This window comes from Rhodococcus sp. Leaf225, assembly GCF_001426145.1.
GTDB lineage: Bacteria > Actinomycetota > Actinomycetes > Mycobacteriales > Mycobacteriaceae > Rhodococcoides.
Window position 1 is genome coordinate 560,872 of the sequence record NZ_LMRN01000009.1, and the last position, 13,014, is coordinate 573,885.

The following is a 13,014-nucleotide window of genomic DNA, read 5'->3' on the forward strand; positions in this document are numbered from 1 at the left end:
TCTCGTGCTCCACGTCGAAGTCCGCGGGCGGCCACTGCAGGTCCAACGACGTCAGTGCTCCCGTCAGCAGCTCCGTGACGGCGAGCCGGCTGTACCACTTGTGATCGGACGGCACCACGTACCAGGGCGCCCACTGCGTGTCGGTGCGATCCAGGACCGCCTGGTACGCCTCCTGGTAGGCGACCCACTTCTCGCGCGCCTCGATGTCGCTCGGGTCGTACTTCCAGTACTTGTCCGGCCGGCGCAGTCGACGAGCGAGACGCTTGCCCTGCTGCTCCCACGACAGCGCCATGGCCACCTTGACGATGGTGGTGCCGCTCTCGACCACGCGGCGCTCGAAGTCGTTGATCTCGTCGTAGCGCGTGCGCCACACGCTGGGAGGAGCGAGTTCGTTCACACGGACGATGAGGACGTCCTCGTAGTGGGATCGATCGAAGACCCCGATCTGGCCCGGTCGCGGCAGCTTCTTCTCCACGCGCCACAGGAACGGGTGCGCCCGCTCCTCCTCCGTCGGGGTGCCGAAGGTCGCGTGATCGACACCCTGGGGCTCGACCATGCCGAGCACGTGCCGGACCATGCCGCCCTTGCCCGAGGTGTCCATCCCCTGCAGCACGAGCAGGACCGACCGGTGGTCGCCGCTCTTGCCGCAGGCGTACAGACGCTCCTGAAGTTCCGACAGGATCTTGCCGCGCGCCGACATCAACTCCTTGCCGGCGTCCTTGTCGCGATCGAAACCGGGCGTCGACGCGGCGTCCACCGTCGACCACGACGTGCCCGACGCGGCCAGGGCCGCGGGCAGATTCGTGGTGAAGCCGGGCGACGGTGAGCTGCTCATCCCGCGAGCGTAGGCGTACGCCCCGCTTCTCTAGTGCAGTTCCTCGCGGAGTTGGGCGAGTGTCCGGGCGAGGAGACGCGAGACGTGCATCTGCGAGATCCCCATCTTCTCGGCGATCTGCGTCTGCGTCATGTTTCCGAAGAAGCGCAGCAGCAGCACGTTGCGCTCACGCTCGGGGAGCTTCTCGAGCAGGGGACGGAGAGCCTCGTGGTTCTCGACGTTCTCCATCTCCTTGTCGTAGTCGCCGAGGGTGTCCGCCAACGACAGGCCCTCGGAATCGCTTCCGCTGGAAGCACTGTCGACCGAGAGTGTCTGGTAGGCGTTGCCGGCGGTGAGCCCCATCGCGACCTCGTCGCGATCCAGGTCGAGATACTCGGCCAACTCGGAGACGGTCGGTGACCGCCCCTGCGTCTGCGACAGATCCGCGATGGCACGGGAGAGCTGCAGGTGCAGTTCCTTCATGCGCCGAGGGACGCGGACGGCCCATCCCGCGTCACGGAAGTGCCGGCGTACCTCGCCCATGATCGTGGGTACCGCGAAGGACACGAAATCGGATCCGCGTTCGACGTCGAAGCGATCGACCGCGTTGACCAGCCCGACGCGGGCGACCTGCACCAGATCGTCGTGCGCCTCACCGCGGCCGTCGAATCGGCGGGCGATGTGTTCGGCGAGTGGCAGGCACCGCGTCACCAGCTCGTCGCGCAGCTTGCCTCGCAGGGGATCGCCCTCGGGCAGCGTGCGGATGCGGGTGAAGCGCTCGGCGACGTCGGCGTACTCGTCCGCCGAGCGCCGTGACTTCGGCTTGCGTTCGCTTGTCGTCACTCGTCCCAGCCGTGCTTGCTCTTGGTGAACTCGATGGTGGTCGAGACGACACCGTGCTCGTCCTCGGACTGCGACGTCGACACGGAGTCGGTCAGGGCGTTGAGAACGTGCCAGCCGAAACCGCTGGCGTCCAGATCGGCGCCGGCCTCGGTCGTCGTCGTCACCGACACGTGGAGGGCGTCGTCCGCGGTGAGGAAACGGCACACCATGCGGGCACCCGGGGTGGCACGCACGATGAGGCGGCTGCAGGACTCGTCGATGGCGAGCCGGATGTCGGCGATGCTGTCCAGATCGAAGTCGTCCTGGGCGGCGAGTGTCGCGGCCACGGCGCGAGTGACCGACAGCTGGCTCGCGTCGGCGTGGACACCGAGCTCGATGGTGGCGTCGGCCCCCTCCGTGTTCGGCTCCGTCGTGATGGCCCGTGTCATGAGGTCTCCCACTTCTTCGTGTCGCGTGTCGGTTCAGACGAACCTCGTACGTGTTCGACCGGTCGAGATTACCCGGGGGCCGTCGTCGCAAAACGTGCACCGTACCGGCGGCGTCTCCCGCGGTGTCGCTCGATGTTCACCAGGATCCTCACCGAAGTGGTTGGCAGACCGCTCCGGGTAGCGTAGGTTCAGAGACAGGTTGAGTCAGCAGCCGACGTACGAAGCACCGTCGATGGTCGCTCGGACTCCTTTCCACCAACCGCCACTCATTCTGCAGTCGCGGACGGGTTCTTTCACCTGCAGCACCATTGCTCTGCTTCTCCAGCTAGATCGGCATTTGGAGAATCATGACTGTTTCGACTTCACACGCATCCACCACCACCACTCTCGGCGACGACGTCGTCATGCTCGGCGGACTCATCTCCGTCGTGCGTACCGACTCGGAGACCACGTACCGCGTCACCGGCAGTGTGGACCTGTCCAACTCGTCCACCTTCTCGGACGTCGTGAGCAACGACGTCGAGGCGGGACGAAGCATCGTGCTCGATTTGTCCGGAGTCGACTTCTTCGGCACCGCAGCACTTTCCGTCGTGGCGGGTCTCGACGACCGCAGCGCGGCGAACGGTTCCCACCTGACCCTCGTGGTCGGCGACGCGGTCACCCGCGTCATGGGTGCCGCTCGGTGGGAGCCCACCGCACGCGTGGTCCGCTGACCACGCTGCACCGAAACTCGGCGTGATCCGGTTCGTCCGGGTCGTCGCTCCCCCCTGCCCCTGTCGCCGGTTCCCGGTGGCAGGGGCAGTGTCATGTCCGGGGCCGTAGGCTCTGACGGCATGGAACCTGTTGCCGCACTGCGAGAGGTGGCGTTCTGGCTCGAGCGGTCGCGGGCCGAGACGCGCCGGGTCAAGGCCTACCGCATCGCCGCCGACGTCCTGGCCGCACTGGACGCAGACAGGGTGGCCGAGCTCGCTCGCACCGACGGCTGGACCACCCTGCGCGGCATCGGTCCGAAGACCTCCGCGGTCGCCGCGGCGGCCGCGGCCGGCGAGGTTCCCGAGTACCTCCTGCAACTGCGCGCCGAGGCACAGCCCATCGGTGTCGGCGGCGAGGAACTGCGAACAGCTCTGCGCGGGGATCTGCACACGCACTCCGACTGGTCGGACGGGGGAAGTCCGATCGAGGAGATGGCGGAGACCGCGCGCAGGATCGGGCACGAGTACTGGGTGCTCACCGACCATTCACCGCGTCTTACCGTCGCCCACGGGCTCTCCGCCGACCGACTGCGCGCCCAGCTCGAGGTCATGGACGAGGTGCAGCGACGGTTCGAGACCGACGGCGGGCGGCCGATGCGGGTGCTGACCGGCATCGAGGTCGACATCCTCGACGACGGGTCGCTGGACCAGGAGCCGGAGCTGCTCGACGACCTCGACATCGTCGTCGCGAGCGTCCACTCCCACCTGCGCGCGGACAGCGCCACGATGACGGCGCGCATGATCGCCGCGGTGACGAACCCGCAGGTCGACGTTCTCGGCCACTGCACCGGCCGTCTCGTCGAGGGCGGACGCGGCACCCGCCCCGAGTCGACGTTCGACGCCCGTGCCGTGTTCGAGGCGTGCCGTGACCACGGGACCGCGGTGGAGATCAACGCGCGTCCCGAGCGCCAGGACCCGCCGGAGCGGTTGATGGAGCTCGCTCTGGAGATCGGCTGCCTGTTCAGCATCGACACCGACGCGCACGCCCCCGGCCAACTGGACTGGCTCGGCCACGGTTGTGCACGTGCCACCGCGGTGGGCGTTCCGCCGGACCGTATCGTCACCACCTGGCCGGTCGACCGGTTGCTGGACTGGGCGTCGTCGGACGGAGCGTGACGCGGGCAGGTACCGGTCCCCGAGAGGAAAAGCGGGCAAAGAACGGGCAGAGTGCGTCGAAGGTGGAACAATCGCGAGGTGTTGCTGGGGGCGGAAACGGGTCTGGGGGCGGAGACGTGGTGACGGGAAGCCTGAACTCGGGTGGCCTGAACTCTGGTGGTTCGGACTCGGGCGACGCCGGCGACAGGCGCACCGTTCTGGCAGCGCTGACGGCGATCTCCGAGTCGTCCCAGGACGGTGTCGTGGTCTTCGATCGCAACACCTCCGTGCGGTACGCCAATGCCGCCGCCCGCACCATCCTCGAGTTCCCGGCCCACGAGAACCCGTCCGCGCGAGACCTCGTCGCGGACACGGCCGCCTCGACACTCGACCTCATTCTCGCCGAGCTGAACGCCACGGGAGCCTGGACCGGTCGGATCGCGGTGGGAACTCCGGCCCGACCGATCCTGGTGTCCGCCTGGGTACTCGGGCCCACCGACGGCCACGAGGTCGTGGTCGCGACACTCGTGGACGGCTCCGAGCGGCAGGAGCGCGAGGAGGAGCTCGTCGACGCCCTCACCGCCGTCCGCCGCCGAGCGCGCGAGCAGCGCATCGTCGCCGGGCTCAACCGTGCGGCGCTCACCGGATCCTTCGACGACCTCGTGGCCACCGCTCTGCAGTCCATCGTGGACCTCGTCGGTGCCACGCACGCCGTGGTGTTCCGCCGACGCGGTGCGGACCGCCTGGCCGTCCACGCGGCCACCTTCGAGCCGCCGGACGAGGAGACCCTGCCCTCGGGCACCGCGACGCTGGCCGGCTACGCGCTCGAGCGCGAGGAGGTGATCGTGTGCGCGGACACCCGCGACGAGACCCGCTTCGACGTCACCCTGCTCGAGGACCACGACCTCCGCAGCGGTATCGCGGCTCCCGTCCGCGGGGGCGACGGCACGTGGGGTGTCCTCGTCGTCTATCGCACCGAGCCGCACACGCCGTCGGCCGACACGCTGTCCTTCGTCGTCACGGTAACCGCGGTGCTGGCGTCCGCCGTGCGCCGGTCCGACCTCGAACGCGAGCTGCGATACCGCAGCCTGCACGACCCGCTGACGCAGTTGGCGAATCGCACGCTCGCGTACCAACGCATCGATTCCGCGCTCGGAGTCTCGCGCGAGGACGGCACGCTCACCGCGGTGATCCTGGTGGACCTCCACGACTTCCGCACCATCAACGACAGCTTCGGCCACGGCGCGGGGGACGCGGTGCTCGCGGCGGTGGCGCCGATGCTCACGCGCACCGTCAGGCCCTCCGACACCGTCGCCCGCTTCGGCGGCGACGAGTTCCTGCTCGTGTGCCCGGGCCTGCGCAGCACCTTCGACGCCATCGGCGTCGCCCAGGGTGTGCTGGCCATGTTCCGCCGTCCGCTCACCATCGGGAACCGGACGACGACCGTCACCGCCTGCATGGGCATCTCGGTCGGGTACGGCGAGCACACCGCCGCGGAGATGGTCCGCCAGGCGGACGTCGCCATGGGCGGCGCGAAGAAGGAGGGGCCGGGGAGCTACGAGCTGTACGACAAGGTGCAGGGCGGAGAAGCGTTGCGGCGCTTGACCATCGCCTCGGAGGTCCGGTCTGCGATCGAGAACGACGACCTCGACGTGGCGTACCAACCCGTGTTCGACATCCGATCCGGACGCATGACCGGGGTCGAGGCGCTCGCGCGGTGGACCACGTCGAGTCTCGGCGTCGTCGGGCCCGACGAGTTCGTTCCCGCCGCCGAACGCGCGGGCCTGATCGGGCCGCTCGGCAGCTGGGTGCTGCGCCGGGCGTGCACCGAGGCCGCGCGCTGGCAGACCGGTGATCCGGTGGAACTTCGCGTCAACGTCAGTCCGCTGCAGCTTCGTCAGCGCACGTTCGCGTCGTCCCTCGCCGACACGCTCGAGCGCACCGGTCTCGCCCCGGATCTGCTGGGCATCGAGATCACCGAGACCCTGTGGCTCGAGGACACGTCCGCCGTGAAGAACAACCTCGACGAGCTGCACCGGATGGGCATCAAGATCCTGCTGGACGACTTCGGTGTCGGCCACAGCTCGCTGGACTACCTGACGCGCTTCCCGATCCTCGACGCCATCAAGATCGATCGGTCGTTCGTCGCCGACCTGCCGACCGAGCAGTCGGAGGCGGTCATCCGCGCCGTCGTGTCGGTGGCCGACGCGTTCGGTCTCGACGTGGTGGGCGAGGGCGTGGAGACCACGGCCCAACTCGACAGCCTCGTCCGGTGCGGATGCGGGTACGCCCAGGGCTACCTGATGGCGCGACCACTACCGCCGGGCGACGTGACCGCCCTGGTGGCGTCCGGGGGTCGGATGAATGTCGATGCCGGACCTGCTCGGTGACCGACGCTTCGACACGTACATGTTCTCGTCCGCGAGCGACCACGACGCGGTGATGCTGCCGGCCTCGGTGACCGTGCTCCAGCCGACCGACATCGGCACATCCGCCGCGTGGGCGGAGGACTCCAGGGCCGTGAGCATGCCGTCGACGTCGGTGGCGTCGCGGTCGAACACCAGGACTCCGAACTCGTCGCCGCCGAGACGGGCCACGACGTCCGACTCGTGAGCCCACGCCCGCAGCAGTTCGGCGGCGCGTCGGATCACCCGGTCTCCCGCGGCATGGCCGTGCCGGTCGTTCACCTGCTTCATCCCGTCGAGGTCGACGACCACCACGGCGCCGGGGTCGGCGAAGCGAGTCCAGCGCGCGTCCTCGGGCTCGAGCACCCGGTTCCATCCCCGCCTGTTGAAGAGTCCGGTGAGGGGGTCGGTCTCCGCCTCGCGCCGAGCCAGTTCGGCGGACCGCTCCGCGACCGCGCGGGCGTGGTCGGTCTCGAACACCGTGGTGAGCAGCCCGGACAGGAGATCGAGCAGCGCGGTCATGCCGGCGGGCAGCGGCCCGCTGATCGGCCGCGAGCCGAAACCGCACATCGTGCCGAACAGCGAGCCGTCCGCCCGCCGGATGGGCACACCGATGTACGACCGGACCGGGTCGTGCCCGGGTACGCCGATGCGCGGGATGCCCGCGTCGTCGAGGTCCTCCACGACGGACGGGATCTCGCCCTCGGTCATCGAATGGCACAGCGACTCGTTCCACCCCACGACGAGGCCGGTGTCGATCCCCAGGCCGTTGGTGTTGGTGCGCAGGAAGATCTGCTTGTCGTCGACGACGCGCGAGACGGCCCAGGCCGTCGCGGGAAGGATGCTGTCGAGATACGCGACGACGGCCGCGCCCGCGGCGTCGAAGGTGGAGAGCGCGGAGGGCGGCGGTGCGATCGAGGGGGGACGAGGTGGAACGGTCACGGTCTGTCCTGAGGGCGGAAGGTCGACCGCGGCACCCCCGGAACCGCGTGGCCGGTGAGTCCGGACCGAGTGTCGTCTGTCGGCACCGATTCTAGCCCCCGGCGGGCGAGCACCTACCCTCGAATCATGGCACCGACGTACGCAACAGCCGACCGAGTCGATCTCGATGCCCTGCATCGCTTCGTCGCCGAGCGGCATCACGCCACCCTGGTCACCACGAAGCAGTCCGGTGGACTGCAGATCTCACCCGTGACCTGCGGGCTCGACGCGCAGGGGCGCATCGTCGTCTCGACGTACCCGCAGCGCGCGAAGACCGTGAACATCCGTCGGTCCTCGGCCGTCACGCTCTGCATCCACTCCGACGACTGGAACGGCCCCTACGTGCAGATCGACGGCACCGCGGAGGTCATCGACCTGCCCGACTCCGTCGAGCCGCTCGTGGACTACTACCGGGCGATCGCGGGCGAGCACCCCGACTGGGACGAGTACCGGCAGGCGATGGTGACGCAGGGCAAGTCGATCATCCGGATCGCCATCGACACGTGGGGACCGATCGCGACCGGCGGATTCCCGCCGCCCGCGCAGGATCAGCCGGCCGACGAGTCGAACGGCTGACCCCGGCTCACTCGGCCGCGTCGAGAGCGGTGACGGCCTGGACCACGGCCTCGCAGAACGCGGGGATGTCGTCCGGGTTGCGGCTGGAGATCAGGTTGCCGTCCACGACGACCTCCTCGTCCACCACCGTGCCGCCGGCGTTCCTGATGTCGGTACGCACGCTCGGGTACGAGGTCAGCGTGCGACCGCGTACGACGTCCGCCTCGACGAGCGTCCACGGGCCGTGGCAGATCACCCCCACCGGCTTGCCGGAGTTCATGAAGTCGCGGACGAACGACACCGCGTCGGTGTCGAGGCGCAGCGTGTCGGGGTTGGTCGTTCCACCCGGCAGGACCAGCGCGTCGAAGTCGTCGACAGAGGCCTCGGCGACCAACTGGTCGACGGCGAAGGTGTCGGCAGGTTCGGTGTCGTTCTCGAAGGCCTGGATCTCACCGTGGGTCAGCGAGAGCAGCACCGTGGTCGCTCCGGCCTGATCGAGTGCCTCGCGGGGAGCGGTGAGCTCGATCTGCTCTACACCGTCCGTCGCGAGGAACGCCACGGTGCGGCGGGCCGACCCGGAGTCGGTGTTCGGGGTGTCAGTCATCGTGAACCTCTCTCGTTCTCGCCGTGTCGCGGGACGCGATGCGGCTGTCCCGATCTACCCGGCACCCGGTGGTGGGAAACGGCACACCCTCGGCGGGTTGGATCGGCCCGGGCGCGGGTATCTGCCCTTCGACCGGATGGTGAGCACGTCCGATCGAGGCGCCGCTGCGTTCACCGAGAGGTGACGCGGGAGAGGGGAACACCAGTGAGCACACCGACAGTGGACGCGGCCGGAGCGGTCGTGCCCGACACCGCCGGCGATGCCGCCGAGGCACCCGTGATGACCTGCCTCTTCGAGCACACCACGGCGGGAATCGTCCTGATGGTCGCCCTGTGCGCCGGGATGGCGGCCTTCGTGGCGGCCGCGGTGAACTCCTTCGCCCTGGGAGCTCTGGTCGGTGTCCTCATGATCGGGATGGCCGGTATGGCCGTGGTGTTGGTTCCGGTCGAGCGCCGGTAACCTCGGAACGGCCCACGCAGACTCACCGAGGGAGGGAACGACAGATGCCCGATTTCACGAGCCCGGAACTTCCCGTCGAGGACGCTCTCGAGCAGGAGCAGGACACGGTGCAGGACGACGACACCGACGCGGTCACGCCCACGGTCGCCGTGACGTACGACGCCTCCGACGCGGACCTGCTCGAGCAGAGTCGCGACGTCCCGCTCGACGACGAGCACGACCGCTAGGCGCCTCTATTCGTCGACGAGTGGGTGGTCGACCGCGTTGAAGCGTGAGGGCGAACCGCCCGCTTCCGCGACACCGTGGATGCCGCCCCACACCATCATGGTGAGGTAGTCGATGAGGTCCGCTGCCGACATCGACCGGTTCGAGATCCACCAGTGCGTGGCCAACTGGACGCCGCCCACGATCCCGTACGACCAGGGCAGCGAGCCGCCCGAGTCCATCTCCATCCGGCGCAGGCGCTCACCGAGCACCGTCGCCAGCAGTTCGGCGATCATGCGCTCCGACTCGGCGACCACGTCGCGGTTCGGCCCCGAGCTGTTCGACATCGCGTACAGGTAGACCTCGGGGTCGTCCGCGACGGTCTCCACGTACGCGGCGACCACCTGGCGGGTGAGGTTGTACTCGTCGAGCTCGACGCTGATCGCGTCGTAGATCCGCGGTGCGAGAGTCGTCTCCACATACCGCTCGAGCGTCGCGTTGGTCAGATCGTTCTTGTCGTGGAAGTAGCGGTACAGGACGGTCTTCGAGATACCGATCTCGGTGGCGATCTCGTCCATGCCGATGTTGCGGCCTCGCAGCCGGATAGCGGCGAGAGTGCCGTCCACCAGTTCCTCGCGACGGGCGATCTTGTGCTCGCGCCAGCGTCGCTTGCGGCCGTCCGGCTTGTCCGTGCGGGCGTCGGTCGCGGTGTCGTCGGAATCCGGCTTCACCGTCTCGGCCCTGGCGGAACGGGTTCGCCCGGTCTTCCGGGCCCCGGTCTCGTCGGCGTCCTGGTCGGCGGTGTCCCCGTCGCTCTTCCTCGCTGCCGATCTGCTCGCCACGCGCGTGTACTCCGTCCCGATGTCCGACTGCGCTTCTGGCGCACTCGTGTGCGGCGGCGTATGTCACGTCGCCCACTCCAACAGTAGTGCCCGGCGCCGTCGGACCCGCGTCCGGGCGAGACGTCGTCGCCGGTCGGGGCACGAGTCGCGCGCCGACCCTGCACAATGGAGTCGGTGCAGCTCATGACATTCGACGAGGACGTCAAACGACGCGACCTCCGCAAGATGAAGATCGTCGCCACCGGCTTCCTGGTGTTCGCCTCCATCGTCTATCTCTTCTGCCGGTGGCAGGAGTCCCGCGGCGCCGGCGGCTGGGTCGGTTTCGTCCGGGCGGCGTCGGAGGCGGGCATGGTCGGCGCGCTCGCCGACTGGTTCGCCGTCACCGCTCTCTTCAAGCACCCCATGGGTCTGAAGATCCCGCACACCGCGATCATCAAGCGGAAGAAGGACCAGCTCGGCACCAGCCTCGGATCGTTCGTCGGGCAGAACTTCCTCGCCGTCGACGTCGTGTCGCAGAAGGTCGAGTCCGCGCGCATCCCGCTGCGCCTCGGCACCTGGCTCGCCGACCCGGCCCACGCCGACCGTGTCGCGGAGGAGACGGCGACCGTGCTGCGCGGCTTCCTCGACGTGCTCGACGACGAGGACATCCAGCAGGTCATCGACAACACCATCGTCAAGCGCCTCGGTGATCCGCAGTGGGGGCCGCCGATCGGACGCGTCCTGGGCTCGCTGCTCGAGGACAACCGGCAGAAACCACTGATCGACCTGCTCGCCGAGCGCGCACACGAATGGGCCCAGAACAGCCTGCCGACCATCGACCGGATCGTGTCGAGGGACTCTCCGTCCTGGTCGCCGAAGTTTGTCGATGTGCTTCTCGGAGAACGCATCCACCGCGAACTCGTGGAGTTCACGTGGAAGGTCCGGTCGAACCCGCAGCACGAGTTGCGGCTCGCGGCCGACAAGTTCCTCACCGACTTCGCCGACGACCTGCAGAACGACCCCGACACCATCGCCAAGGCCGAGTCGATCAAGTCGGAGATCATGGGCCGCGACGAGGTCACCGGCCTCGCGGCGGCATCGTGGAAGGTGGCCAAGCGGCTCATCGTCGACTCGGTGGACGACCCGAAGAGCACCCTGCGCGCCAAGATCAGCGAGAACGTGCAGAAGTTCGGGCTCCGCCTGCGCGACGACGACGCGATGCGCGGCAAGGCGGACGGCTGGCTGATGGCCGGCGTGCGCTACATCGTCGAGAACTACACCGACGAGATCACCACCGTCATCACCGACACCGTCGCCCGATGGGACGCCGACGAGGCCAGCCGCAAGATCGAGCTGCAGGTGGGACGGGACCTGCAGTTCATCCGCATCAACGGCACGGTGGTCGGCTCGCTCGCGGGTCTGGCGATCTACTCGATCTCGCACCTGTTGTTCGGGTAGCCGCCGCGGCCGTGCACGGGGTGCGTGAGGTGCCCACCCCTTTCCGCCGACTGGTCGGGGTGCGCAGCGCCGAGCAGGGTGTGTGGCTGGTCGACACCACCACCGCGTGCCCTCGGGTGTGGGTGCTAGCACAGTGCTTGCAATTGCTAGCACCCTTGGTTATCGTCGTTGGCGAGGCGCATTCGACATGAGTCAGGAGTGTTCGAGATGGCATCCGAGGAGAAGGAAGGCGACGACACCACAGTGGTGTCGGCAGCCGGAGATCTCGCCGCCCGCGTCGTCAGCACGGCGACACAGGACATCGGGAGTTTCATTCGGGCACAGCGAGAGTCGGCCCAGGTGTCCCTGCGGCAACTCGCACTCTCCGCCGGCGTCAGCAATCCCTACCTCAGCCAGATCGAGCGGGGCCTGCGCAAGCCGTCGGCAGAGGTTCTGAGTCAGATCGCCAAGGGTCTTCGTGTGTCCTCGGAGGTCCTGTACGTGCAAGCCGGTCTGCTCGAGGAACGGCCGCACAGTCCCATCATCGACGCGGTGCACGGTGACGACTCCATCACGGAGCGTCAGAAGCAGGTGCTCCTCGAGATCTACTACTCGTTCCGCCGCGAGAACGAGACCGGCACCCCCACGCTGCGATCAGAGATCAACCACGAAACGACATCAGGAGATCACACATGACCGACCCGAAGTTCGACACCGTCAAGACCCCGCTGTTCGCCGCCGTCGGCGCCGGTGACGCCGTGGTCCAGGCCGTGGCCGACGTCGTCGCCCAGGTCCGCCACCGCGCCGAGAGCACGCAGGCCGACGTCAACGACCGCGTCGACACCGCCCGCGCCCGCCTCGCCGACCTGCAGGAAGACGTCACCGAGAGCGTCGAGACGCTCCGCGGACGCCTGAACGCGCTGCCGCAGGAGCTGCCGGACGAGATCGCCGATCTCCGCGAGCGTTTCACCCCCGAGGAGCTCCGCAAGGTCGCCGAGGCCTACCTCAAGGTGGCGTCGGACCTCTACACCGCACTCGCCGAGCGCGGCGAGGAGACGGTCGAGCGCATCCGCAAGAACCCGGCGGTCGAGGACGGTCTCGAGCGCGCCAACGCCGTCGCCAACGACGCTGTCGACCTCACCGAGCAGACCCTCGGCACCGTCGCCTCGCAGACCCGCGCCGTCGGTGAGCGCGCCGCAGCCCTCGCGGGCCGCGCGTCCGATCGTGTGCAGGAAGGTGCCGACGAGGCCACCGACGCGATCAAGGAAGGCGCCGAGGACGCCGTCGACAATGTCGACGAGGCTGCCGACGAGCTGAGCGAGAAGATCGACGAGCTCGGCCAGAAGGCGAAGACCGCAGGCCAGAAGGCGTCGGATCGCGCCTCGGGTGCAGCCGGCACGGTCGAGGGCAAGACGCGCAACAACGCGGGCTCGCCCATCAAGAAGACCCCGGCCACGAAGTCGGCTCCCGCCAAGGCCACCCCGGCCAAGGCCTCGACTCCCGCCCCCGCCAAGAAGGCCACCCCGGCCAAGAAGGCTCCGGCCAAGAAGTCGACCAGCTAGTCGATCGCGACAATTCCGACCCCCGCGCTGACGAAGCGCGGGGGTCGGTGTCGT

At 68.6% G+C, this 13,014-nt stretch carries 15 protein-coding genes; 9 read left to right on the forward strand and 6 right to left on the reverse strand.

Translation table 11 applies throughout. The annotated features are described in order from the left end of the window. The 3 genes from ASG69_RS07025 to ASG69_RS07035 all read right to left on the reverse strand — a co-directional run. A partial coding sequence (locus ASG69_RS07025) for a PPK2 family polyphosphate kinase (RefSeq protein WP_056695729.1) occupies nt 1-835 on the reverse strand: 835 nt, incomplete at its 3' end. 30 nt (nt 836-865) lie between these two features. Beyond that, entirely contained in the window at nt 866-1,657 is a 792-nt protein-coding gene (locus ASG69_RS07030) for a SigB/SigF/SigG family RNA polymerase sigma factor (protein ID WP_027506315.1), read from the reverse strand. Continuing rightward, complete coding sequence (locus ASG69_RS07035; RefSeq protein WP_056442299.1) at nt 1,654-2,085, reverse strand: ATP-binding protein; 432 nt, start codon at nt 2,083-2,085, stop codon at nt 1,654-1,656. The genes ASG69_RS07030 and ASG69_RS07035 overlap by 4 nt, the downstream gene beginning before the upstream one ends. Before the next feature lie 347 nt (nt 2,086-2,432). On the opposite strand from ASG69_RS07035, the gene ASG69_RS07040 reads away from it, so the two are divergent. The 3 genes from ASG69_RS07040 (at nt 2,433) to ASG69_RS07050 (ending at nt 6,322) form a co-directional block, all read left to right on the forward strand. Continuing rightward, nucleotides 2,433-2,798, forward strand: coding sequence for an STAS domain-containing protein (locus ASG69_RS07040; RefSeq protein ID WP_037186133.1), 366 nt, complete (start codon nt 2,433-2,435; stop codon nt 2,796-2,798). A gap of 120 nt (nt 2,799-2,918) precedes the next feature. Further along, a complete protein-coding gene (locus ASG69_RS07045) occupies nt 2,919-3,953 on the forward strand; it encodes a PHP domain-containing protein (protein WP_056441544.1) in 1,035 nt (344 codons plus the stop codon). Between the two features lie 119 nt (nt 3,954-4,072). Then, on the forward strand, nt 4,073-6,322 hold the full coding sequence (locus ASG69_RS07050) for an EAL domain-containing protein (protein WP_156380448.1): 2,250 nt from the start codon (nt 4,073-4,075) through the stop codon (nt 6,320-6,322). On the opposite strand, the gene ASG69_RS07055 is transcribed toward ASG69_RS07050, so the two are convergent. Continuing rightward, entirely contained in the window at nt 6,248-7,279 is a 1,032-nt protein-coding gene (locus tag ASG69_RS07055; protein WP_051613466.1) for a sensor domain-containing diguanylate cyclase, read from the reverse strand. The genes ASG69_RS07050 and ASG69_RS07055 overlap by 75 nt on opposite strands. 126 nt (nt 7,280-7,405) lie before the next feature. On the opposite strand from ASG69_RS07055, the gene ASG69_RS07060 reads away from it, so the two are divergent. Next, nucleotides 7,406-7,894 carry a PPOX class F420-dependent oxidoreductase gene (locus ASG69_RS07060; RefSeq protein WP_037186134.1) on the forward strand — a complete coding sequence of 163 codons (489 nt, stop codon included), beginning with the start codon at nt 7,406-7,408 and terminating at the stop codon, nt 7,892-7,894. 7 nt (nt 7,895-7,901) lie between these two features. Here ASG69_RS07060 and ASG69_RS07065 read toward each other — a convergent pair whose 3' ends face one another. After that, nucleotides 7,902-8,477, reverse strand: a complete 576-nt coding sequence (locus tag ASG69_RS07065; RefSeq protein ID WP_156380449.1) for a type 1 glutamine amidotransferase domain-containing protein — start codon at nt 8,475-8,477, stop codon at nt 7,902-7,904. A 204-nt stretch (nt 8,478-8,681) separates the two neighbouring features. On the opposite strand from ASG69_RS07065, the gene ASG69_RS07075 reads away from it, so the two are divergent. Together ASG69_RS07075 and ASG69_RS07080 are read left to right on the forward strand one after the other, a co-directional pair. Beyond that, a complete protein-coding gene (locus tag ASG69_RS07075; RefSeq protein WP_155957058.1) occupies nt 8,682-8,936 on the forward strand; it encodes a hypothetical protein in 255 nt (84 codons plus the stop codon). A gap of 44 nt (nt 8,937-8,980) precedes the next feature. Beyond that, nucleotides 8,981-9,163 carry a hypothetical protein gene (locus tag ASG69_RS07080; RefSeq protein ID WP_056441560.1) on the forward strand — a complete coding sequence of 61 codons (183 nt, stop codon included), beginning with the start codon at nt 8,981-8,983 and terminating at the stop codon, nt 9,161-9,163. Nucleotides 9,164-9,169: 6 nt separating this feature from the next. On the opposite strand, the gene ASG69_RS07085 is transcribed toward ASG69_RS07080, so the two are convergent. Beyond that, entirely contained in the window at nt 9,170-9,871 is a 702-nt protein-coding gene (locus ASG69_RS07085; RefSeq protein ID WP_027506322.1) for a TetR/AcrR family transcriptional regulator, read from the reverse strand. Nucleotides 9,872-10,147: 276 nt separating this feature from the next. Here ASG69_RS07085 and ASG69_RS07090 point away from each other — a divergent pair, with 276 nt between their 5' ends. From ASG69_RS07090 to ASG69_RS07100, 3 genes are all read left to right on the forward strand, one after another. Beyond that, nucleotides 10,148-11,419, forward strand: a complete 1,272-nt coding sequence (locus tag ASG69_RS07090) for a DUF445 domain-containing protein (protein WP_027506323.1) — start codon at nt 10,148-10,150, stop codon at nt 11,417-11,419. 207 nt (nt 11,420-11,626) lie between these two features. Continuing rightward, a complete protein-coding gene (locus ASG69_RS07095) occupies nt 11,627-12,094 on the forward strand; it encodes a helix-turn-helix domain-containing protein (protein ID WP_037186255.1) in 468 nt (155 codons plus the stop codon). Then, on the forward strand, nt 12,091-12,960 hold the full coding sequence (locus tag ASG69_RS07100) for a heparin-binding hemagglutinin (RefSeq protein ID WP_056441562.1): 870 nt from the start codon (nt 12,091-12,093) through the stop codon (nt 12,958-12,960). The genes ASG69_RS07095 and ASG69_RS07100 overlap by 4 nt, the downstream gene beginning before the upstream one ends. Nucleotides 12,961-13,014 lie beyond the last annotated feature (54 nt).

Excerpts from the sequence above, each read along its gene's own strand:
- ASG69_RS07035 (WP_056442299.1), bottom strand. The coding sequence starts at position 2,085 with ATGACACGGGCCATCACGACGGAGCCGAACACGGAGGGGGCCGACGCC.
- ASG69_RS07040 (WP_037186133.1), top strand. The coding sequence starts at position 2,433 with ATGACTGTTTCGACTTCACACGCATCCACCACCACCACTCTCGGCGAC.
- ASG69_RS07045 (WP_056441544.1), top strand. The coding sequence starts at position 2,919 with ATGGAACCTGTTGCCGCACTGCGAGAGGTGGCGTTCTGGCTCGAGCGG.
- ASG69_RS07060 (WP_037186134.1), top strand. The coding sequence starts at position 7,406 with ATGGCACCGACGTACGCAACAGCCGACCGAGTCGATCTCGATGCCCTG.
- ASG69_RS07065 (WP_156380449.1), bottom strand. The coding sequence starts at position 8,477 with ATGACTGACACCCCGAACACCGACTCCGGGTCGGCCCGCCGCACCGTG.
- ASG69_RS07080 (WP_056441560.1), top strand. The coding sequence starts at position 8,981 with ATGCCCGATTTCACGAGCCCGGAACTTCCCGTCGAGGACGCTCTCGAG.
- ASG69_RS07090 (WP_027506323.1), top strand. The coding sequence starts at position 10,148 with ATGGAGTCGGTGCAGCTCATGACATTCGACGAGGACGTCAAACGACGC.
- ASG69_RS07095 (WP_037186255.1), top strand. The coding sequence starts at position 11,627 with ATGGCATCCGAGGAGAAGGAAGGCGACGACACCACAGTGGTGTCGGCA.
- ASG69_RS07100 (WP_056441562.1), top strand. The coding sequence starts at position 12,091 with ATGACCGACCCGAAGTTCGACACCGTCAAGACCCCGCTGTTCGCCGCC.